The following is a 19,989-nucleotide window of genomic DNA, read 5'->3' as shown; positions in this document are numbered from 1 at the left end:
GAGGAAAGTGTAGCGGGTTGCTGGCGTTGCATCAGGCGCGAGCCTGGAGACTGTTGATTTCGGAGTTGCCTCAGATCTGCAGATTGATCACGAAAGCCTCATTGAAATCAGGATTTTCATTGATGCCATTCTTGGCATAGCCTCGAGGGTTGCAGACCACGCGGGTGTTGCCCACCCGATAATCGAAGCTGCCATGGGTATGGCCATGCAGCCACAGTGCCGGCTGCCAGTCCTTGATCCGCGCTTTGAGGTCCGAGACAAAACTTGAGTTGATCGGCGAACCGGCAAAGGTCGGGCTGATGCTCGACCGTGTCGGGGCGAAATGCGAGACCACCACCGTGGGCGTGCTGCTGTCGCGGCTGAAGCAGTCCTCCAGCCAGGCGACCGTCTGCAGAAACACCCACTGGGAAATGGCTGGTGTGAACAGGTCCGGGAAGTCGGGGGCAATCCTGATGTGGCTGAAGTCACGGATCAGATTGGTCGCCAGATCGATGCCCAGCGCCCGATCATCCGGGCTGTCGAGCAGGCGATAGTCAGACCACAAGGTGCAGCCGAGAAAACGCACGCCGTCGTGGACGTACTCCGAGCGTTCCAGAACGTGGATCTGCGTGCCTTGCGCCAGGCTGTTCAGTTGCTCGTAGGTGGAGATCAGGTCACTACCATAAAACTCGTGATTGCCCGCCACATACAGCAGCGGAACCGGGCACGCCATGGCCCACTCGATGGCCTTGGCCGGCCGGGCGATGTCCCCGGCAAGCACGACGATGTCGGCTTCCACGGCGGGAAACGGGATCGCGTTGACGGACAGGTGCATGTCGGACAGCAAGGCGATGCGCATGGATCAACTCCGGCGTGTCTTGAAGGGCGGGTTATTCAAGTTACGCGTGGATAACCCGTTGTCACAAGCCTGCTCCCACAGTTTGATCTTCAGTGAACGCTAACCCCACGGCCCGCCACAATCCCTGTGGGAGCGAGCCTGCTCGCGAAGAGGCCGGCACATCCAACAGGGATGTTGGCAGACAGACCGCTATCGCGAGCAGGCTCGCTCCTACAGTTGACTTTTTTACTTCAAGTACCACCCCCAAGGCTGGTCACTGATGTACTCAGTCACCTGCTTGACCTCAAGATAATTGTGCAACCCCCATTGCCCCAGTTCCCGGCCGATGCCGCTGTGTTTCATGCCGCCCCAGGGCGCTTCGACGAAGGTCGGTTGCGAGCAGTTGACCCAGACGATGCCGGCGCGCAATTGGTTGGCGACCCGGGCGGTGCGCTGCAAGTCAGCGCTCATCACGGCGGCGGCCAGGCCGAAGCGGCTGGCGTTGGCCATTTGCAGCGCCTGCTCTTCGGTCTTGAAGCGCTTGATGCACAGCACCGGGCCGAACACTTCTTCACGCCACAGAATGCTGCTGTGCCCCGGTTCGTCGAAGATTGCCGGCTCGATGAAATACCCTTCGGCCAGATGCGCCGGACGCCGTCCGCCGGTGAGCAAACGGGCGCCGCTGGCCAGGCCCTGGTCGATGAAGCCGAGCACCTTGTCGTACTGGCCCTGGCTGACCAGCGGCCCGAGCAGCACGCCGGGCTGCATGCCCGGGCCAATGCTGATCTTGCGGGTTTCTTCCACCAGCCGTTCGATCAGGCGCGGGGCGATGGCTTCCTGCACCAGCAGGCGTGAAGTCGCGCTGCATACCTGGCCCTGGTTCCAGAAAATCCCGAACAGAATCCACTCCACGGCGGCGTCGACATCGGCGTCGTCGAACACGATGAACGCAGACTTGCCCCCCAGTTCCAGGCTGATGTTCTTGATGTCCCGCGCCGCCGCCGACATGATTTTCGCCCCGGTGGGCACGCTGCCGGTGAAGGCCAGCTTGTCCACCCCCGGATGCTCGGTGAGCGGGCTGCCGGCATCGGCGCCGAGGCCGGTGACCAGGTTCAACACCCCGGCGGGCAAGCCGATACGATCGGCGGCGGCCGCCAGTTCCAGGGCGGTCAGCGGCGTCAGCTCGGACGGCTTCAACACCACTGTGGCCCCGGCGGCCAAGGCTGGCGCGACCTTCCACGCGGCCATCAGCAGCGGGTAGTTCCAGGGAATGATCTGCCCGGCCACGCCAATCGGCTCGTGGCGCAGGCGACAGCGAAAACGCTCATCCGGCAAGGCCAGCGGTTGGTCCTGTTGCTGGTCCAGATCGCGGGCCAGACCGGCGTAGTAACGCAAGCAACCAATCGCGTCGCCAATGTCCCACTGCGCTTCGGGCAAGGGTTTGCCGTTGTCGCGTACTTCCAGTTCCGCCAGCGCCTGCTGGCCACTTTCCAGTTCATCGGCCAGCGCCTCCAGCCACTGCCCGCGCTCGGCGCCGCTGGTCTGGCCCCAGCCATTGTCGAAGGCGCGCCGGGCCGCACGCACGGCGTGGTCGACGTCTTCTTCGGTGCCTGCCGCCACGCGGTGGAAGGCCTGTTCGGTAGCCGGGTCGATCACATCCAGATAGCCGCCAAGGTCCGGGCTGACCCATTCGCCGTTGATGTAGAGCTGATCACGCATGGTGCGACTCCTGAACGCCGGTACGGCGGTTTTGCAGATGGCGGGAAGTGAACAGCAAAGCCAGCGACACACAGATGATCACCGTGGAGATCGCGTTGATCTCCGGCGTCACGCCGCGGCGGATGGAAGAAAAGATGTAGATCGGCAGCGTCGTTTCCGAGCCGGCGACGAAGAAGGCGATGATGAAATCGTCGAAGCTGAAGGTGAAGGCCAGCAGGAACCCGGCCATGATCGCCGGGCTGATCTGCGGCAGGGTCACGCGCCAGAAGGTGTCCATCGGTGGCGCGTACAGGTCCGCCGACGCTTCCAGCAAGGCCTTGTCCAGCGAATCGACGCGGCTGCGCACGATCACCATCACCAGGGCCATGGTGAACAACGAATGCGCGGCGATCACCGTAAAGAAGCCCATGTTCAGCTTCGGCACAGTCGGCAGCCAGCTCGCCAGCAGCGGGTTGATCAGGTCGAACAGGCTGATGAAGGCGATCAGCGTCGAGATGCCGATGACGATGCCCGGGACGATGATCGCGCAGTAGGTCAGGGCATCGAACAGCAGGCGTACTTTGGCGCCGCAGCGCTGCAGGCCGAACACCGCCAGGGTGCCGAACAGCGTGGCAATCACTGCTGAACTGAAAGCGATCAGCGCGCTGTTGCCCAGGGCTTCCATGATGAACGGGTTGCCGAACGCGGTGCCGAACCATTGCACCGAACAGCACTGGAACGCCAGGCCGCTGCGCCCGGCGTTGAAGCTGAACAGCACGATCAAGGCAATCGGCGCGTAGAGGAACAGGTACAGCGAGGTCGAATAGCTGCGCAGCCACATGTCACAGGCCTCCGTCGGCAGGGCGGCCGCCGTAGCGCGCCACCAGTTTCAGGTACACGCCGATAATCAGCAGCATCATCGCCACCAGCGTCATGGCCAGCGCACTGCCGAATGGCCAGTTGCGCGATTGCAGGAACAGGTCGACCAGCGCGTTGCCGACAAAGAACACCTTGCCGCCACCGAGAATGGCCGGGATCAGGAACTCGCCCATCAACAGGATGAACACTAGCATCACCCCGGTGATGATCCCCGGCGCGGACAACGGCAGGGTGATCCGGCGAAAGCTTTCGAAGGCGCTGGCACCGAGGTCGGCGGACGCTTCGAGCAGGCGCTTGTCGAGTTTTTCCAGGCTGACGTAGATCGGGAACACCATCAGCGGCAGGTAGCCGTAGACGATGCCGATCAGCACCGCCCATGGTGTGTTGATCAGCCGCACATCCTCAAGCCCCAGGCTGGCCAGCAGCGCCGGAATGCCCTTGCCGCTGAGGATGAAAATCCACGCGTAGGTGCGGATCAGGAAGCTGGTCCAGAACGGCACGATCACCAGGGTCAGCAACAGCGAACGGTTCCTCGTGACCTTGACCGCCAGAAAGTACGCCAGCGGATAAGCCGCCACCAGGCACACCAGGGTGCCCAGCGGCGCCAGCATCAGCGTATTGCTGAACGCCGCGCCGCGAGAGCCGAGGTTCAGGTAGTTGGCCAGGGTGAAGCCACCGGCGTACCCGCCCACGGCGCTGCGCTCGCCGAAGCTGAAGACCAGGATGATCACCAGCGGCATCAACAACAGCAGCAGGAACCACAGGGTCGAAGGCAAGAGCATCAGCAGGGTGATGCGCCGGCCGAGGCTGCGCCGTTGGCGAACCTCGACCGGCAGGGCATGGCCCGGCTGCACCGTTTGCGGGTGGGCGGCGGCATTCATGGGTGACTCCTCATTGGCCATGGTCAGGCGATCAGGCGGACTTGAAGCGCGCCATCAGTTCGGCGCGCGCCGGGCTGGTCAGCGTCGCGGCGGCACCGAACTCCAGCGGGCTCAGGGCCTCGGCGGCCGGGTACATGATCGGATCGTCGAGCATCGCCACCGGCAGCAGCGCGTCGACACGTTTGTCGCCACTCGGGTAGCCGTGGCTCAGCACTTCCAGCTTGTTGTGCTGCGGATCGAGCAGGTAGTTGATGAAGGCGTAGGCGGCGTCCTTGTGCTCCGAGCTTTTAGGAATCGCGAAGAAATCACTCCACAACTCGCCACCTTCCTTGCCCAGTTCGAACTGCATTTGCGCGTTGTCGCGGTGCAATTGCGAGGCGTCGCCGGTCCAGGACATCGCCAGCCAGGCATCGCCGCTGCGCATCGATGGCTGGATGTCGGAGCTGATCGCGAACAGGTGCGGCTTGGTCTCGATCAGCAGTTTTTCCGCGTCGGCCAGTTCTTTCGGGTCCAGGGAGTTGAAGCTGTAGCCGAAGCTTTTCAGCGCGTTGCCGATGGCGGTCAACTGGTAGTCGTGAACGATCGTGCGGCCACTGGCCGGGCCTTGGGCGGCGGCCCAGAATTCCTTCCAGCTGGCGGGGCCGCTTTTCAGTTTTCCGGCGTCGTAGAGCATGCCGGTGGTGCCCCAGTTCTTCGGCACCGCATAGACCTTGCCGTCTACCGTGCCCTGGGCCATGAATTTCTGCTGGAAGGCCGACGCGTCGAAGTTGGGAATGCGCGACAGGTCCAGCGGCTCGATCAGGCCCAGGCCGACGTAGGTGCTGATGGTGTAGTTGGTCGGCACCAGCACGTCCCAGCCACTGCCGCCGGCCTGCAGTTTGGCGAGCATTTCTTCGTTGGAACCGAACACGCTCATCGACACCCGGGCGCCAGTGGTCTTGGCGAAAGCGTCGAGGTTTTCCTGGCTGTGGTAGTTCGGCCAGGTCGCCAGCGACAGGCGATCACCCAGCTTGGTTTGCTCGGCAGCCTCGGCGGTGGAGGTCAGCAGGCCGGGCATGTGGGTGGCGACCACGGCGGCGGCGATCCCCAGGCCGGTGCGGCCAAGGAAATCGCGACGACTGATCGAGCCGTTCTGCCAGCTGCGCAGGGTTTTTATAAAAGTCTTCTGGTCCATAGCACGCTCCACATCCGGTTGATGAAACGAATCGATGATTTACAACGCCATGGCCAACCCATTGGCGTGATCCCAGCCGACGCGAACCGCTGCGCCGTGTTCGAATGCATTGGCGCCGTGATCCTGCTGGCGCGGCACCCGCACGCAGACCACGCCGAAGGCCTGGGTGCGCACGCGGTATTCGGTGCAATTGCCCAGGTAGATGCGGTCCTCGACACTGCCTTGCAGCTTCACTTCCCGGGCCATCTCGGCGTTGGCGCCGGCGATGCTGATCAGTTCCGGGCGCACCGCAATGCAACCGGCGGCATTGGCGCTCAGGCCTTTGCCGGTGGGGGTGAGGGGGCTGGTCAGCTCCAGCCCCTGCTCGGTACGCAGCACCACCGAGTTGCCGTTGAGCTGGCGCACGGTGCCGTCGAACAGGTTGGACTCGCCGATAAAGTCGGCCACGTAACGGCTGGCCGGGGCTTCGTAGAGCTGTTCCGGGGTGGCGGTCTGGATGATCGAACCGTTGTGCATCACGCTGATGCTGTCGCTCATCGACAGGGCTTCTTCCTGATCGTGGGTGACCAGCACGAAGGTGATGCCGACCTCCCGTTGCAGACGCAGCAATTCCGACTGCATCTCCTTGCGCAGCTTGCGGTCCAGCGCGGCCAGCGGCTCGTCGAGCAGCAACACTGTCGGCTTGTTGACCAAGGCGCGGGCGAGGGCGACACGCTGTTGCTGGCCGCCGGACAATTCACTCGGCTTGCGCTGGCCAAAGCCGCTCAGACGCACCATCTCCAGCGCTTCATCGGCCATGCGCAGTTGTTGTTTTTTGTCCGGGCGTGGATTGCGATAACGCAGGCCGTAGGCAATGTTCTGCGCCACGGTCAGATGCGGGAACAACGCGTAATGCTGGAACACCATGTTCACCGGCCGCTCGAAGGCCGGCACACCGGCCACGCTCTTGCCGGCCAGACGGACCTCACCGCTGGTGGGCTGCTCGAAGCCGGCGATCATGCGCAGGGTGGTGGTCTTGCCGCAGCCCGAACCGCCGAGAAAGGAATGAAACGAGCCACGCCGCACCGCGAAATCCAGACCGCTGACGGCCTGCACCTCGCCATAGCGTTTGACCACATTGCAGAATTCGATATCGCTTGGCGGGGTGTTGTTCACGAGACGGGCTCCCTTGCAGTGATGAATCAGTGCGTCGGGGGCCAAACTAGCAATCGGGGTTTTGCGGTGTATATATCCCTTCGGGGATAGGAGGGGGGTGGAGCAGGTGTTCAGTAGGTGTGCAGCGTAGAGATCACACGCGACAGGCTGCATTTGAGGTTCTGGTGGGCAAGTTCGACATTCTCATTCATTTCAGTAAGCGGGTATCCAGTCCAAAACGCTCCTGCGAAACAAGCTTGAATTGATCCGCCGCCAAATCACAGCTAACGAGTAGGTTCCAAGAGTGGCGGGTAACTGCGGACGGGATAAGCACGAACGGGTGTTCGGCCAGTAGCTCATCAGCGAAATGCTGTTGATTGGGCGAAAGTTCAGATGGGATTAGCCAGTTAGGGTTCGGTACATCTTCAGGTTGAACAACTTTGATGACATTCGAATCCAGCACTTCGAAACACGTCAGCACATAAGGCACCCTGTCGAGCGTATCGAAGCCTGCGTGGGTGGCGACCTCTAAAATCGCCGTAGCCGGGTCGGCCGAAGCGTAAATAACCCGGCGGCCAGGAGGATTCCATCGGCCGCCGGATTGTTGCGCACCAATGCCGCTATCCCATGAATCCTTGAAAACTGCACGATCCAGACGCCAGGCGTGCCACTTCCCATCCCAAGGCAAAGGATTCATTGATAAACCCCGTGTTCAATTCTGGTCAGGTAGTCCTCTACCACCTGGAAACCCAGCGAGTTGTCGATCAGTTCCAGCGGAATATGACCCTCCAGATACTTGCAGGGTTTCTTCAGCCAGTCCTCAGCCAACGGCTGATCGCCAAACACATTGATGGCGTGCTCAAGTACTTGCGCATATTGAAAGGCGACAGTGCTTTGTTGCTGGTTCAGCCGAACCGGTTGCGTCTCCTTTGCCAAGCGCTGCACGGTTCTGAGGGATTTCCCGGTAATGCGCTGAACAAGGTCGTGCTCCATGTATAGACCGGATATGGAAATCATGTCCCTGACGTCGCTCAGATCAAAGCCTTCCTGTGTGTATCGAATGATCAACATGCGCGTATCGCCACTACGGCCATGTAGCAGCACTTCGGTAGGCTTGCGGGCGACACGCTTTGTCTCCGTTCCTACGACTTCATTTTTGACGGCGGGCATATCGATTACCTCCATGCGACATTTGACGCGATCATAACGCCAAATGTCGCCAGCCGGGTAATTGCCTTTGTCGATCCTTGTCTCGCGCATGTAATCGTTTCACCCTAAATGCCTGAAAGAACGCCTGCATCAGGCGAGAAATCGTTATCCCTGATCAGAGCGGCCAAGTTAAACCTCATGCTTTCGGCCGCCAACCTTAAAAATACGTCAGATATTTCCTCTGCAGTCCTAGGAATTTCAACGTAGGTAGGCCATGTAAACTCAGGGCTGAGATATGTATGTTTAAGCGCTGTCAGCGTTACTTCCAGCAAGCTACAGCACCTTGCGTCGTTGCCTACAGGTACGCCAGAATCCGCCGGCTTGTGCGCCTTGGGGTTGGGTTTTATCGTTGGCCGGTCGCTGGAAAACAACAGTGATCGGGTTTGGTAGCCCGGCTATGTGAGGTGCAAAGCGTCATCATCTGCAGCGTTTTTCTACTCTGCTTTATGGTGGCCATGCACAGGGTGCCTTCGGGCGCGCCGGTCTCCTTGCATCCCGGTCTACCAACCTGCGTATGGCCACCACCCTACGTTTGGTAGCGTGAGAGTGATGGCTCCTTTTTACGATGCGAGGAGTTTCACTATGTTCAAGGTCACACCCAACCCACCGGACACTGATCCGGCATCTCCATACGAAAGCCTCGATCTCAACCTCGACCCCAGCATCATGGCGACGCCGCGCAAGCCCAGTTCCATGTTTATCGTCAATCCTGAACTCAATATCGAAACCTTGCTGGTGCACGCGTGTGAATCGCTGGCGTCGGCCAATGTCATGGCCAACGATCTGGTGGATCATCTGGAGGGGACGAGCCGCAATGCGCTGTTGGGGATTGCGCAGGTGATCATGCTGGGGGAGCTGGCGGTGAACCGGGCGCTGGATCAGCTTGATCCGCCGTGACCATACTCTCCAGAACACCGATAAACCTGTAGGAGTGAGCCTGCTCGCGATGGCGGTGTATCAGAAACAGGGATGTTGGCCGTACTGACGCCATCGCGAGCAGGCTCGCTCCTACAGGGTTTTTCTGTTGACTGACAGGTCTCAGGCTTGCAGCCTGAGGCCGGGGGCCTGCAAGGGATCTTCCGTCAACTCCCGTATAAACAACCCGAGCAATTCCGACTGGCTGCCAATGCCGAGCTTGGCGTAGATGTTCTTGCGGTGAATCTTCACCGTGCCGGGGCTGATGTTCAGTTGTTCGGCCACCGAGGCGCTGGAGTGACCGCGCAGCAACAGTTGAACGATTTCCTGCTCGCGCCCGGTGAGGATGTGCGCGCCGAAGTGGTCGAAAGCTTCGCGGATCTTGAAGTCCAGGTCCTGTGCCGGGCGCGGTTGCTGGGCCTGACGCAAGCGCCAGGCTTCATTGATGACTTGCTCGACCACCGCTTGCGCGCACTCGACCAATTGCATTTCGTCACGGCTGAACGCGCAACTGGCGCTGGATCGCATCAACGACAACACCGCCGTGGCACCGCCACCGAGGTCGACGAAGAACGCCACTTCCTCGGCCAGTCCGGTTTGCTGGTAATAGGTCAGGAAGTACTCGCCGAGGTAGAAGTGGTCGGGGGCGAACTGGCGCAAACGCCACAGCCCGGGCGCCTGCCCGCGTGTGCAGGCCAGGTAGAACGGATCGAGCAGGTAAGGCCCGCACTGATAGTCGTCGACATACACCGCGCGCTTGTCCGCCGAGAACGTATCGAACAACGCCAGTGGCCGGTGATTGCCTTCGTAGACAAACAACACGAAATGATCGACCGGGCAGATTTGCCGGATCCAGTGGCTCAACCCAGACAGCCGTCCATGCCCGGCAGGCAGGTCGAGCAGGTGGGCGACTCCGGTGGTCCAGAGTTTCAGTTCCTTGGGGCGCATGGCGACTACAGGCAGAAGAGGATGGCCTGTGTGGATGCACAAAGTACGCCATGGCAGGTGGCCCCCGTATGGAGCGGGGTGGCGCACGGTATGGCGTTTAAAAGACGCACCGCAGTGGGGCCGGGTGTTACCGAGTGCTACAGGGCGGGTAGCAGAAATGATCAGGCGGTTGAGTGGTGCTGGACAATCTGGATGAGGTTGCCGCAGGTGTCGTCCAGTACCGCCAGGGTGACCGGCCCCATCACCGTCGGCGGGCGGGTGAATTGCACGCCGGCGGCGCTGAGCCGGGCATACTCGGCGTGCACGTCTTCGACACCGAAAAAGGTGCAGGGAATACCGTCCTGCTTGATCGCGCTCTGGAACGTCTTTGCCGCGCTGTGGGCATTGGGCTCCAGCAGCAACTCGACGCCATCGGGATCGCCTGGGGATGTCAGCGTCAGCCAGCGATGTTCGCCCATGGGGATATCGTGCTTGAGTTCAAAACCGAGCACATCCCGGTAGAAAGCAAGCGCCTTGGCCTGATCATCGACGAGCACGCTGGTGACTACGATTTTCATGGGGGTTCCTCCTGATGGCTGTTCACGCTCCCGACGAGCGTTGTCCAGTAGACGGCAACAGTATGGTCAGAATTCCCAACAGCGGAAGGAACGAGCACAAGGTGTAGACGTACTCGATGCCATGGATATCCGCCAGGTGCCCCAGCAGCGCGGCACCGATCCCGCCAAAACCGAACATCAGCCCGAAGAACACCCCGGCGATCATGCCGACGTTGCCGGGCACCAGTTCCTGGGCGAAGACCACGATGGCCGAGAATGCCGAGGCGAGGATGAAGCCGATGATCATGCTCAGCACGCCGGTCCAGAACAGGTCGACGTAGGGCAGGGCGAGGGTGAAGGGCGCGGCGCCGAGGATCGAGAACCAGATCACCTGCTTGCGACCGATCCGGTCACCGATCGGGCCACCAAAGAAGGTGCCCGCCGCGACGGCGCCGAGGAACAGGAACAGGTACAGCTGCGAACTGGCCACCGACAGGTCGAATTTCTCGATCAGGTAGAAGGTGAAGTAACTGGTGAAGCTGGCCATGTAGAAGTATTTGGAGAACACCAGTAACGCCAGCACCACCAGGGCGAAGGTCACCCGCCGTTTGGACAGACCGTGGGTGGCCTTGCCGCCTTGCTTGAGCTTGAACAGGTTCAGGTGATGGCGGTACCAGCGGCTCAGGCCGTATTGCACGAAGATGGCGAACACCGCGAACAGGCCGAACCAGGCGACGTTGCCCTGGCCATAGGGAATGATGATCGCGGCGGCCAGTAATGGGCCGAAGGCGCTACCGGCATTGCCACCGACCTGAAAGGTCGACTGTGCCAGGCCATAGCGACCGCCCGAGGCCAGCCGCGCCACCCGTGAGGTCTCAGGGTGAAAGGTCGACGAGCCAACCCCCACCAGCGCCGAGGCCACGAGAATCGCCGGGAAGCTGGCGACCATCGACAGCATCAGAATCCCGATCAGGGTGCAGACCATGCCGGCCGGCAGCAGCCACGGCTTGGGGTGACGGTCGGTGTAGAAACCGATCCACGGTTGCAGCAGTGAAGCGGTGAGCTGGAAGGTCAGGGTGATCAGCCCGACCTGGGTGAAACTCAAGCCATAACTCGCCTTGAGCATCGGATAGATCGACGGCAGCACGGCCTGGATCAGGTCGTTGATCAGGTGCGCCAGCGCACAGGCGCCAATGACGCGCATAACCAGCGGGCTGGCCTGGCTGGCCACCGAAGCTGTGGGTGAGGGTGAACTGAGGGTGGTGGTCGACATGGGCGATCTTCCGGATAAACGCTAACTGCGAAGCAGTCAATTTCAGGGTTCGGCGTTATCCTATGGGCCTTGAAATCGCCCGTCTCGCGTAGATCGGGCATCGACTATCGCAAAAAGGTCGTCATGATCAAACCACTGGATAAATTTCTCGCGGACATCGACCAAGGCGACTGGGACGTTCGCAGCAGCGCGACCGATTACCCGGAAAACTGGTTTATCCAGCCGCACTCCCACGAGAAGCATCAACTGATCTATGCCATCGAAGGTGTGATGGTGGTGCACGCCGCAAGCAGCCAATGGACCGTACCGCCGAGCCGCGGCATCTGGATGCCAAGTGGAGAAGTGCACTCGATTCGCTGTGTGGGGCCGATCAAGATGCGCAGCGTGTTCGTGCACCCCGACGCGAGCCTGGATCTGCCCACCGAAACCCGGGCCGTGAGTGTGTCCGCATTGTTGAGTGAGCTGATCAAGGTCTCGGTCGATTTCGATTTCTACTGCGATCCGGACTCGCGGGAAGCCCGGGTGCTGCGGCTGATTCTGGATGAACTGACGATCCTGCCGACCTTGCCGTTGAACCTGCCTCAGCCCACCGATCCACGGATCAACCTGATCTGCACTGCGCTGCAGCGTAATCCCGGGGATGGCTCGACCCTGTCGGACTGGAGCGCCCGCTTGAGCCTCGACGCCAAAACCATCCAGCGCAGGTTCCGCAAGGAAACCGGCATGACCTTCGGCCAATGGCGCCAGCAAGCACGACTGCTGCTGGCGCTGGAACGAATCGCCGTGGGGGAGAAGATCATCGACATCGCCGGGGAGCTGGGATACGACAGCCCGAGCGCGTTCACGACCATGTTCAAGAAACAGTTCGGCAAGACGCCGAGTGATTTTTTCAAGTGAGGCGGCCGCCCACGGGACGGCCGCTCGATGCCTGAATCAGCTCAGGACCCTTGCGGCGTTTCACCTCGCGCCAGTCGCGCATTGATGTCTTCGATAACCGCCGGCAGATCGACGATGGTGTCGATCAGGTAGTGCGGGCGGGAGCCTTCGAACATCTTGACGATACGCGCCCGTTCGCTGTCCAGCCGGTCGGAGGGCAGGGCCTTGTATTGCTCGTAGGTCAAGCCCAGGGCATTGCCCGAACAGGTCAGCGCCACCGTCCACATTCCGGCGGCCCGGCCTTCGAGAATGCCGGGCCAGGTGTCGTCGACCTTGACGCAGGCGGCGACGTCGCTGATCCCCAGGGCAATCACGTTGGCCAAGGCCTGGGCCGGGTAGGGGCGGCCGTTCGGCACCTCGTCGGTGGCCACCACATGGTCCGCCACGTAGCCATTGTGTCGCGCCAGTTCGACCACTTTTTCCATGACCACGGTCGGGTAACCGGAACAGGAACCGATTTTCAGGCCTTTGTCGCGCAAGGCTTCGATGGTGTTAAGCGCGCCGGGAATCAGGGCCGAGTGCAGGGCAATTTTCTCGATCTGCAGCGGCATGAACCGTTCGTACAGTGCGGTGACATCGTCATCGGTCGGCAGGCGATCAAACACCGCACGGTAGCGTTCAGCGATCTGCGGTTGATTGCACAGGGTGCGGATGTGATCCCACTTGCCCATGCCCATCGGCCCCCGAGCTTCTTCCAGCGAAACGGCGACGCCGAACTCGGCAAAGGCCTCGACGAAAATCTGCGTGGGGGCGAAGGAGCCGAAATCGACGACGGTGCCGGCCCAGTCCAGGACCACGGCTTGCAGTTGGGTCGGTTGTTGGTAGTTCATGGTATTGCTCCATTTTTTGTTGTGGGCAGGCCGTCCCTCCTGTCGCCAGGAAGTAGACCTATGGATTGCTCAAGGGTGAGGCAAAATCAGGTGGTCGGTGTCGGGCTCGAGTCGAACAGTTCCGCGATCATTGGCCGATTTCGGCGAATGCCCAGGCAGCACAGGTGGTAGTCGATGGAAAACGGGTGATTGACGAAGGTGATCGGTTTGGTACCGGGCGTTTCAGCGTATTCGACCGCCGAGACGAAACCGATGCCGATGCCCTTGGCGATGGCATGCACGATGGCCTCGCGGCTGTTCAACTGCATGACGCAGTTCAGTGCGACGCCCAGGTGCTTGCAGCTTTCCTCCACCAGTTGACGAGTGCGGGAGCTTTTTTCCCGCAGTACCCATTTCTCTTCGCTGATCTGCTCGACATGCACTTCTTTCTGCCGGGCCCATGGATGGTCGTCACGCACCACGGCAATGATCGGGTAGCGTCGGTAAAGCTGCGTGTCAAAACGCTGGTCGAATTCGGACAGGGCCAGGATCGCCACATCGATATCGAAGTTGAACAGGCGATCCAGGGTCTCTTTTTCCGGGGAGAACGAGGTTTCCAGCTCGATGTCGGGATGCCGTTGCATCAGTTCGTAGGTCAGGTTCATGGCAATCGGCGGTGACACCGCGCCCAGGCGCAACATGCCGGTCTTGCGTTGCTTGAAACTTTGCAGCAATTGCACGGCTTCATCCTCCTGGCCGAACAGGCCCTGGGTGATCGCGTAGAGCTGGTGCCCGGCGGCACTCATTTCGATAAAGCGGCCGCGGCGATGGAACAGCTCCACGGAAAACTTCTTTTCCAGGGCATTGACCTGCTCACTGACCGTGGGCTGGCCGACGCTCAAATACTCGGCGGCGAGGGTGAAGCTGCCAGTCTTGGCCACGGCATGAAATGAACGTAGCCACTTGTGGTACTGGTACATAGACGATCCTGTTCCTGAGCCGCTGCCGTTGATTCAATCTGTCCAGCCGGGCCATCAGCGCCTGATGAACAGCGCCACCGACGCGCTGCACAGACAAGCCGCGGTGACCACGATGAAGATCAGCGAGGTGTTGCCGGTACTGTCGAGCATACTGCCGATCAGCGGTTCCGCCAGGCCGGCGAACAGGTAGGACGAGAAGTTCATCACACCGGTCGCGGTGCCGGCGCGTTTGGCGCCGACCAGGTCCGGGCATAGCGCCCAGAAGCTGGAGGCGGGGCCGTACACGAAGAAGCCGCAGAGAAACAACGCCACCAGACCGGTCGCGCTGTGGGGGGCAAGGGTCCACATCCACAAGCTGGTCGCTGCACCGAGGAACATGTAGAGCATGATCGCCAGATAGCGTTTGGAGCCGAACAGTTTGTCCGAGATCCAGCCGTTACTCAGTGCACCTATGGCCATGCCGACGGGAAGGGCCACGGTGATCCACTTCGGATCGATCATGCTGTCGCCGGTCTTCCAGTTGGCGCCCAGGAAGTGCACCGGCACCCAGACGATCAAACCGTAGCGGGCGGCGTTCTGGAAACCCAGGGATACAGCGGCGATGATCAGGCGAAAGTTTTTCAGAACGGCTTTGTAACGCTGCGCGGACGTTTCGACTTCGCCATGGGCCACTTCATGGCCTTTGTCCTCGGCGTTGGCCACGCCCGTGTCGGCAGGCGGTTCGAAACCCATGTCCTGCGGACGCTCGCGGGCCACCAGGTAGAAGATGATGCCGCCGGCCAGCATGAGCAATACGGGCAGGCGGAAGATCCAGCGCCACTCCAGATGCATCACTTCCAGCACGACGATCGAGGTCACGTAGGACAGTACCGACGCGCAGCCGGCCGCGAACACATAAAAGCCGTAGACCTTGCCGCGTTCGCCCGCGCTCCACCAGTTGGAGATCAGCCGGCTGCCCGGTGCCCAGCCCAATGCCTGGAAGTAGCCATTGATGCCCCAGGGCAGGATCAGCCCGGCAAAACCGCTGGCGAAACTGGTCACCCAGTTGGCGCCACAGGACAGCACGGCGCCCAGGGTCATGATGCGTCGACCACCGAACTTGTCGGCGAGGTTGCCGTTGATGGCCTGGCCAATGGCGTAGGCCCAGAGCATGGCGGCCGATGCCCAGCCAAGGTGCTCTTTGGTAAAGCCGAACTCGGCCTGGATACCGGGAATGGCGAAACCGAACGTTTGTCGCCCGGTATAGAAAAACAGATAGCAAAACATGGCTGCCAGCAGCATGCGCCACTGGGCGACGCGAAACGATGCGGTATGTACGGCGAGACCTGGCATGGCTTGGGCACGATTCATGATCTTTTCCTTATTCTTGTTCGGTCCCTGCGAGTTGCATCGCAGGGTGCACTCTTTTTCAGGTGCGGCAGGAAATCGTCGCGGCTCGTTACGCCGCTGGCAGTGTAGTGTCTTTGGGGGCTGGCGAGCCCTAGGCCGCTCGTGCGCCGATGAAGTTCTTGCCGCGTGCGCCCTGCAGGGCGAAATCGATCATGGTCTGGGCCTCTTCGGCCGTCACGCCATAGTCGGCGAACTCGGTTTTCACCTCCAGGCTGTGCAGGAAGGCGCGCAAACGGGCCTGGGCTTTATCCAGATCTGACCCGAAAACCCGTTGCAGGGTCTTGTCGCGCGTTGCGTCGTGGCCCCAGGCAAGGCCCAAAACCAGTGGCAGGGTGAAGGAGCAGGCGATGCCGTGGGGCAGGCCGTAGCGCAAGGTCATCTCATAGGAGATGGAGTGGGCCAGTGCGGTCTTGGTGTTGGAGAACGCCATGCCGGCCTTGAGTGCGGCCAGGGCCATCCGTGAGCGCAGTTCCTGGCTGGACAGGTCACGCCGCAGCAAGGGCAGGCATTCGAGGATGTCCTCGATGGCAGAGATGGCGAAGGTGTCGGAAAGCGGGTTGGCGTTGATGTTCCAGATCGATTCCAGCGCATGGGACAAGGCGTCCAGCCCGGTGGAAACGGTGACGCCGGCCGGCACCGTGAGCATCAGTTGCGGATCGATGATGGCGACACTTGGCCAGGTGCAGTCCAGGTGCAGCGAGTATTTTTTGTGATTGGCCGCGTCCCAGATCGTCGCCCAGGGCGTGACTTCACTGCCGGTGCCTGCCGTGGTCGGGGCTGCGATCAGCTGTTTACTGCGAACCGGAACGAAGGGTTTACCGCTGGCCAGCAAGGCCAGCAGCTCATCGAAGCGACCTGATTCGGTGCCGACAATCAGCGCCTTGGCAGTGTCGATCGCACTGCCGCCACCGACGGCAATCACGGCGTGGCATTCGCCGGCCTCTTGCCAGAAGCGTTCATAGGTCGCGCGAAGTTGCGCGACATCGGGGTTGGGCTGGACATCTTCGATCACGTAGACCAGGCGTTCGCCCAGCAGCGCTTGAAGGCGATCCACCAGCCCCAGGCCACGGGCTTCGGGAAAGGTCACGACGGCAACGTTCTGGTGTTCGGTGATGGCGGCAAGCTCTTGCAGGCTGCCCCAGCCGAAACGGGTATCCACTGGATTGTGAAATCGGGCGGTCATGGCGGGTCCTTGTTTTTGTTGTTGGAAGTGACGCCATGCTCGCGGTCCACGGACGGCTGCACAAATCGATAATTCGCAGGTTTGAATCGGCTGGGCCGATAATGGCCGGTGGGCGGAGTCGTTATGCGTTTATTTGAACGGATCACTTTTACCGTGCGGGTGCGCACAGTGACTGATGCGCTGGTACGCATCGAGGCAGAATGGGCGAAGCCGGAAGTCGGCGGGGTGTTGATGGGCTGCTGGGCCTCGGAAATCGGTCAGTTGAACCAGATTGCCGTGCTGCGTGGCTACGCCGACGAACACCTGAGGCACGCGGAGCGCGAGCGCTACCTGCCCGCGACGTTCTCGCCCTTGCAATGACCCGGGTGTGGCTCGATCGGGGGCCTCAGAAACGATCCAGCCGGTACGGTGCAGTCGTCGGCAGGCCATGAGGCTGGGCCACGAGCAGCCGTCCGGGCTGGATTAGCGACGGACCGCCAATGGCCCTGTAAACTGGCCGCGCACAAGGCGCCAGCCTCATCACTTCAAGCAAGAGAGTCCTCATGGCAAACCACGACCTGACCTTTACCCCCGATCCCGATGCGGATTCGATTTCCTCCGACGTCGTCGGTTTCGGCGGTGTGCTGGTCTCCACCCAGATCCCCACCCGCGCCGACGGCAGCCTGGAACTGGGCGACATCACCCTGCAAAGCGAATGCACCCTGCAAGCACTGAAGGTCGCGCTGGAGCGTGCCGGCAGTTCCATGGACCGCGTGATGCACCTGACCATCTACCTCACCGACATGGCCGACCGCGCTGCGTTCAATGAGGTCTACAAGCGCTACTTCGCCAAGCCATGGCCGGTGCGCGCCGCTGTCGGGGTTGCCGCGTTGGCGGTGGAAGGCATGCGTGTGGAAGTGACCGCGATGGCGGCCAAGGGCTGATAGCCGCGACACACACAATCCTGTAGGAGCGAGCTTGCTCGCGATGAACACAAGGGCGACGCGTGCATGCAGAATGCCCGCGTCATCGTTAACGTCCATCGCGAGCAAGCTCGCTCCTACAAGGATTCAGGCAGGGCAGATCTGCCCAAGGCCACCACCCGGCAGCATACGGGTGCCGGTCAGGCGTTTCACCGCTACAATGCACGCCTCGACCGTGACAAGCCTGACTAAAAAAATTATGTCTTTGCCCAAACATCACCTGGAATTGCTCAGCCCTGCCCGCGATGTCGCCATCGCCCGCGAGGCCATCCTGCATGGCGCCGATGCCATCTACATCGGTGGCCCGAGCTTCGGCGCCCGCCACAACGCTTGCAACGAAGTGAGCGATATCGCCGAACTGGTGGAATTCGCCCGTCGCTACCACGCCCGGGTGTTCACCACCATCAATACCATCCTGCACGACAACGAACTGGAGCCGGCCCGCAAGCTGATCCACCAGTTGTACGACGCCGGCGTCGATGCGCTGATCGTCCAGGACCTGGGTGTGATGGAGCTGGACATTCCGCCGATCGAACTGCACGCCAGTACCCAGACCGACATCCGCACTCTGGAGCGGGCCAAGTTCCTCGATCAGGCCGGCTTCTCGCAACTGGTGCTGGCCCGCGAGCTGAATCTCCAGGAGATCCGCGCCATCGCCGACGAAACCGACGCGGCCATCGAGTTCTTTATCCATGGCGCGTTGTGCGTGGCGTTTTCCGGTCAGTGCAACATTTCCCACGCGCAAACCGGGCGCAGCGCCAACCGTGGCGACTGCTCCCAGGCCTGCCGTCTGCCGTACACCCTCAAGGACGAAAAGGGCGGGGTGATCGCTTACGAAAAGCACCTGCTGTCGATGAAGGACAACAACCAGAGCGCCAACATCCGCGCCTTGGTCGAGGCCGGCGTGCGTTCGTTCAAGATCGAGGGCCGCTACAAGGACATGGGCTATGTGAAAAACATCACCGCCTACTACCGCCAGCGCCTCGACGCCGTGCTCGAAAACCGTCCGGACCTGGCCCGAGCCTCCAGCGGCCGCACCGCGCACTTCTTCCTGCCCGACCCGGAAAAAACCTTCCACCGTGGCAGCACCGATTATTTCGTCACTGACCGCAAGATCGATATCGGCGCCTTTGACTCGCCGACCTTCACCGGTCTGCCGGTGGGGGTGGTCGAGAAAGTCGCCAAGCGTGACATGCAGGTCGTGACGCACGAGCCGCTGTCCAACGGCGACGGCCTCAACGTGCTGGTCAAGCGTGAAGTGGTGGGGTTCCGCGCCAACATCGCCGAACCCAAAGGCGAATTCGAGGAGGACGGCGAGAAGCGTTATCGCTATCGCGTCGAGCCCAACGAGATGCCGGAGGGGATGTACAAGCTGCGCCCCAACCATCCGCTGAATCGCAATCTCGATCACAACTGGCAACAGGCGCTGCAAAAGACCTCCGCCGAGCGTCGCATCGCCCTGAGCTGGGTCGCTCGCCTGCGTGAAGAGCAGCTGGAACTGACCGCTACCAGCGAAGAGGGCATCAGCGCCAGCGTCACCCTGGCCGGCCCGTTTGGCGCCGCCAACAAGCCGGAACAGGCGCTGGAGCAATTGCAGGATCTGCTCGGTCAACTGGGCACAACGCAGTACCACGCCATCGACATCAAGTTGGACGCGCCGCAGGCGTACTTCATTCCGAACTCGCAGCTCAAGGCCTTGCGCCGTGAAGTGATTGAAGCCTTGACCGCAGCGCGGATTGCCGCCCACCCCCGTGGCAGCCGCAAGGCCGAAACCACGCCGCCGCCGGTGTACCCGGAGTCGCACCTGTCGTTCCTGGCCAACGTCTACAACCAGAAGGCCCGGGACTTCTATCACCGCCACGGCGTCAAGCTGATCGACGCGGCCTACGAGGCCCACGAGGAAACCGGCGAGGTGCCGGTGATGATCACCAAGCACTGCCTGCGTTTCTCCTTCAACCTGTGCCCGAAACAGGCCAAGGGCGTGACGGGCGTGCGCACCAAGGTCGCGCCGATGCAATTGATCCACGGCGATGAAGTGCTGACACTGAAGTTCGACTGCAAGCCCTGTGAAATGCACATCATCGGCAAGATGAAAGGCCACATCCTCAACCTGCCGCAACCGGGCAGCGTGGTCGGTCACATCAGCCCCGAAGACCTGCTCAAGACCATCCCGCGCGCACCGCACTGAGTGACTGGTGAGTGCGCCGCAACGGCGCGCTCACCTGTTCCGGCTTGAAACCTGCTTTTGCTGAAGTCTGGACGCTGG

General features: G+C 61.3%; 20 protein-coding genes and 1 pseudogene. 6 read left to right on the top strand and 15 right to left on the bottom strand.

Annotated elements, in window-relative coordinates; translation table 11 throughout:
- Positions 1-70: 70 nt before the first annotated feature.
- The 8 genes from ACM6J5_RS15505 to ACM6J5_RS15470 all read right to left on the bottom strand — a co-directional run bounded on the left by ACM6J5_RS15505 (position 71) and on the right by ACM6J5_RS15470 (position 7,753).
- The gene (locus ACM6J5_RS15505) at positions 71-838 is read right to left on the bottom strand and encodes a metallophosphoesterase (protein WP_414928886.1); all 768 of its coding nucleotides are present in this window, start codon (positions 836-838) and stop codon (positions 71-73) included.
- A gap of 225 nt (positions 839-1,063) precedes the next feature.
- Positions 1,064-2,536, bottom strand: coding sequence for an aldehyde dehydrogenase family protein (locus ACM6J5_RS15500; RefSeq protein ID WP_414928885.1), 1,473 nt, complete (start codon positions 2,534-2,536; stop codon positions 1,064-1,066).
- Positions 2,529-3,356, bottom strand: coding sequence for an ABC transporter permease (locus tag ACM6J5_RS15495; protein WP_015095519.1), 828 nt, complete (start codon positions 3,354-3,356; stop codon positions 2,529-2,531). Before ACM6J5_RS15495 ends, ACM6J5_RS15500 begins: the two co-directional genes overlap by 8 nt.
- A 1-nt stretch (position 3,357) precedes the next feature.
- The gene (locus ACM6J5_RS15490) at positions 3,358-4,275 is read right to left on the bottom strand and encodes an ABC transporter permease (RefSeq protein ID WP_414928884.1); all 918 of its coding nucleotides are present in this window, start codon (positions 4,273-4,275) and stop codon (positions 3,358-3,360) included.
- A 31-nt stretch (positions 4,276-4,306) separates the two neighbouring features.
- The gene (locus tag ACM6J5_RS15485; RefSeq protein ID WP_414928883.1) at positions 4,307-5,449 is read right to left on the bottom strand and encodes an ABC transporter substrate-binding protein; all 1,143 of its coding nucleotides are present in this window, start codon (positions 5,447-5,449) and stop codon (positions 4,307-4,309) included.
- Positions 5,450-5,488: 39 nt separating this feature from the next.
- Positions 5,489-6,604 (bottom strand): ABC transporter ATP-binding protein, encoded by a 1,116-nt coding sequence (locus tag ACM6J5_RS15480; RefSeq protein WP_414928882.1) that lies wholly within the window; start codon positions 6,602-6,604, stop codon positions 5,489-5,491.
- A gap of 187 nt (positions 6,605-6,791) precedes the next feature.
- A complete protein-coding gene (locus ACM6J5_RS15475; protein ID WP_095945699.1) occupies positions 6,792-7,280 on the bottom strand; it encodes an RES family NAD+ phosphorylase in 489 nt (162 codons plus the stop codon).
- Positions 7,277-7,753, bottom strand: coding sequence for an antitoxin Xre/MbcA/ParS toxin-binding domain-containing protein (locus ACM6J5_RS15470; RefSeq protein ID WP_095945723.1), 477 nt, complete (start codon positions 7,751-7,753; stop codon positions 7,277-7,279). Before ACM6J5_RS15470 ends, ACM6J5_RS15475 begins: the two co-directional genes overlap by 4 nt.
- A 621-nt stretch (positions 7,754-8,374) precedes the next feature.
- On the opposite strand from ACM6J5_RS15470, the gene ACM6J5_RS15465 reads away from it, so the two are divergent.
- On the top strand, positions 8,375-8,689 hold the full coding sequence (locus tag ACM6J5_RS15465; RefSeq protein ID WP_414928881.1) for a DUF6124 family protein: 315 nt from the start codon (positions 8,375-8,377) through the stop codon (positions 8,687-8,689).
- Between the two features lie 141 nt (positions 8,690-8,830).
- Here ACM6J5_RS15465 and ACM6J5_RS15460 read toward each other — a convergent pair whose 3' ends face one another.
- The 3 genes from ACM6J5_RS15460 to ACM6J5_RS15450 form a co-directional block, all read right to left on the bottom strand.
- Positions 8,831-9,655, bottom strand: a complete 825-nt coding sequence (locus ACM6J5_RS15460) for a response regulator transcription factor (RefSeq protein ID WP_414928880.1) — start codon at positions 9,653-9,655, stop codon at positions 8,831-8,833.
- 161 nt (positions 9,656-9,816) lie between these two features.
- Entirely contained in the window at positions 9,817-10,212 is a 396-nt protein-coding gene (locus ACM6J5_RS15455) for a VOC family protein (RefSeq protein WP_095945696.1), read from the bottom strand.
- A gap of 22 nt (positions 10,213-10,234) precedes the next feature.
- Positions 10,235-11,464 (bottom strand): MFS transporter, encoded by a 1,230-nt coding sequence (locus ACM6J5_RS15450; RefSeq protein WP_095945695.1) that lies wholly within the window; start codon positions 11,462-11,464, stop codon positions 10,235-10,237.
- 123 nt (positions 11,465-11,587) lie between these two features.
- Here ACM6J5_RS15450 and ACM6J5_RS15445 point away from each other — a divergent pair, with 123 nt between their 5' ends.
- The gene (locus tag ACM6J5_RS15445) at positions 11,588-12,361 is read left to right on the top strand and encodes an AraC family transcriptional regulator (RefSeq protein ID WP_414928879.1); all 774 of its coding nucleotides are present in this window, start codon (positions 11,588-11,590) and stop codon (positions 12,359-12,361) included.
- A 41-nt stretch (positions 12,362-12,402) separates the two neighbouring features.
- Here ACM6J5_RS15445 and phnX read toward each other — a convergent pair whose 3' ends face one another.
- The 4 genes from phnX to psrA all read right to left on the bottom strand — a co-directional run bounded on the left by phnX (position 12,403) and on the right by psrA (position 16,761).
- Positions 12,403-13,230: a phosphonoacetaldehyde hydrolase gene (gene phnX / locus ACM6J5_RS15440; protein WP_414928878.1), complete on the bottom strand. Its 828-nt coding sequence runs from the start codon at positions 13,228-13,230 to the stop codon at positions 12,403-12,405.
- An 86-nt stretch (positions 13,231-13,316) separates the two neighbouring features.
- Positions 13,317-14,189: a LysR substrate-binding domain-containing protein gene (locus tag ACM6J5_RS15435; RefSeq protein WP_150673268.1), complete on the bottom strand. Its 873-nt coding sequence runs from the start codon at positions 14,187-14,189 to the stop codon at positions 13,317-13,319.
- A gap of 54 nt (positions 14,190-14,243) precedes the next feature.
- Positions 14,244-15,539: an MFS transporter gene (locus tag ACM6J5_RS15430; RefSeq protein WP_414928877.1), complete on the bottom strand. Its 1,296-nt coding sequence runs from the start codon at positions 15,537-15,539 to the stop codon at positions 14,244-14,246.
- A gap of 130 nt (positions 15,540-15,669) precedes the next feature.
- A complete protein-coding gene (gene psrA, locus ACM6J5_RS15425) occupies positions 15,670-16,761 on the bottom strand; it encodes an iron-containing alcohol dehydrogenase PsrA (protein WP_414928876.1) in 1,092 nt (363 codons plus the stop codon).
- 123 nt (positions 16,762-16,884) lie between these two features.
- Here psrA and ACM6J5_RS15420 point away from each other — a divergent pair.
- The 4 genes and pseudogenes from ACM6J5_RS15420 to ACM6J5_RS15405 form a co-directional block, all read left to right on the top strand.
- Positions 16,885-17,094: pseudogene (locus tag ACM6J5_RS15420) on the top strand (NIPSNAP family protein); the annotation flags it as partial.
- Positions 17,095-17,303: 209 nt separating this feature from the next.
- Complete coding sequence (locus ACM6J5_RS15415) at positions 17,304-17,684, top strand: RidA family protein (protein ID WP_095945690.1); 381 nt, start codon at positions 17,304-17,306, stop codon at positions 17,682-17,684.
- 66 nt (positions 17,685-17,750) lie between these two features.
- A complete protein-coding gene (locus tag ACM6J5_RS15410) occupies positions 17,751-17,915 on the top strand; it encodes a hypothetical protein (protein ID WP_414928875.1) in 165 nt (54 codons plus the stop codon).
- Positions 17,916-17,922: 7 nt separating this feature from the next.
- Positions 17,923-19,911, top strand: coding sequence for a peptidase U32 family protein (locus tag ACM6J5_RS15405; RefSeq protein WP_414928874.1), 1,989 nt, complete (start codon positions 17,923-17,925; stop codon positions 19,909-19,911).
- Positions 19,912-19,989 lie beyond the last annotated feature (78 nt).

This window comes from Pseudomonas sp. IT-P74 (assembly GCF_949768175.1).
Classification (GTDB): Bacteria; Pseudomonadota; Gammaproteobacteria; order Pseudomonadales; family Pseudomonadaceae; genus Aquipseudomonas.
This window is presented reverse-complemented; position numbering and strand designations above follow the sequence as displayed.

Excerpts from the sequence above, each read along its gene's own strand:
- ACM6J5_RS15505 (WP_414928886.1), bottom strand. The coding sequence starts at position 838 with ATGCGCATCGCCTTGCTGTCCGACATGCACCTGTCCGTCAACGCGATC.
- ACM6J5_RS15500 (WP_414928885.1), bottom strand. The coding sequence starts at position 2,536 with ATGCGTGATCAGCTCTACATCAACGGCGAATGGGTCAGCCCGGACCTT.
- ACM6J5_RS15495 (WP_015095519.1), bottom strand. The coding sequence starts at position 3,356 with ATGTGGCTGCGCAGCTATTCGACCTCGCTGTACCTGTTCCTCTACGCG.
- ACM6J5_RS15490 (WP_414928884.1), bottom strand. The coding sequence starts at position 4,275 with ATGAATGCCGCCGCCCACCCGCAAACGGTGCAGCCGGGCCATGCCCTG.
- ACM6J5_RS15485 (WP_414928883.1), bottom strand. The coding sequence starts at position 5,449 with ATGGACCAGAAGACTTTTATAAAAACCCTGCGCAGCTGGCAGAACGGC.
- ACM6J5_RS15475 (WP_095945699.1), bottom strand. The coding sequence starts at position 7,280 with ATGAATCCTTTGCCTTGGGATGGGAAGTGGCACGCCTGGCGTCTGGAT.
- ACM6J5_RS15470 (WP_095945723.1), bottom strand. The coding sequence starts at position 7,753 with ATGCCCGCCGTCAAAAATGAAGTCGTAGGAACGGAGACAAAGCGTGTC.
- ACM6J5_RS15465 (WP_414928881.1), top strand. The coding sequence starts at position 8,375 with ATGTTCAAGGTCACACCCAACCCACCGGACACTGATCCGGCATCTCCA.
- ACM6J5_RS15460 (WP_414928880.1), bottom strand. The coding sequence starts at position 9,655 with ATGCGCCCCAAGGAACTGAAACTCTGGACCACCGGAGTCGCCCACCTG.
- ACM6J5_RS15455 (WP_095945696.1), bottom strand. The coding sequence starts at position 10,212 with ATGAAAATCGTAGTCACCAGCGTGCTCGTCGATGATCAGGCCAAGGCG.
- ACM6J5_RS15450 (WP_095945695.1), bottom strand. The coding sequence starts at position 11,464 with ATGTCGACCACCACCCTCAGTTCACCCTCACCCACAGCTTCGGTGGCC.
- ACM6J5_RS15445 (WP_414928879.1), top strand. The coding sequence starts at position 11,588 with ATGATCAAACCACTGGATAAATTTCTCGCGGACATCGACCAAGGCGAC.
- phnX (WP_414928878.1), bottom strand. The coding sequence starts at position 13,230 with ATGAACTACCAACAACCGACCCAACTGCAAGCCGTGGTCCTGGACTGG.
- ACM6J5_RS15435 (WP_150673268.1), bottom strand. The coding sequence starts at position 14,189 with ATGTACCAGTACCACAAGTGGCTACGTTCATTTCATGCCGTGGCCAAG.
- ACM6J5_RS15430 (WP_414928877.1), bottom strand. The coding sequence starts at position 15,539 with ATGAATCGTGCCCAAGCCATGCCAGGTCTCGCCGTACATACCGCATCG.
- psrA (WP_414928876.1), bottom strand. The coding sequence starts at position 16,761 with ATGACCGCCCGATTTCACAATCCAGTGGATACCCGTTTCGGCTGGGGC.
- ACM6J5_RS15415 (WP_095945690.1), top strand. The coding sequence starts at position 17,304 with ATGGCAAACCACGACCTGACCTTTACCCCCGATCCCGATGCGGATTCG.
- ACM6J5_RS15410 (WP_414928875.1), top strand. The coding sequence starts at position 17,751 with ATGCAGAATGCCCGCGTCATCGTTAACGTCCATCGCGAGCAAGCTCGC.
- ACM6J5_RS15405 (WP_414928874.1), top strand. The coding sequence starts at position 17,923 with ATGTCTTTGCCCAAACATCACCTGGAATTGCTCAGCCCTGCCCGCGAT.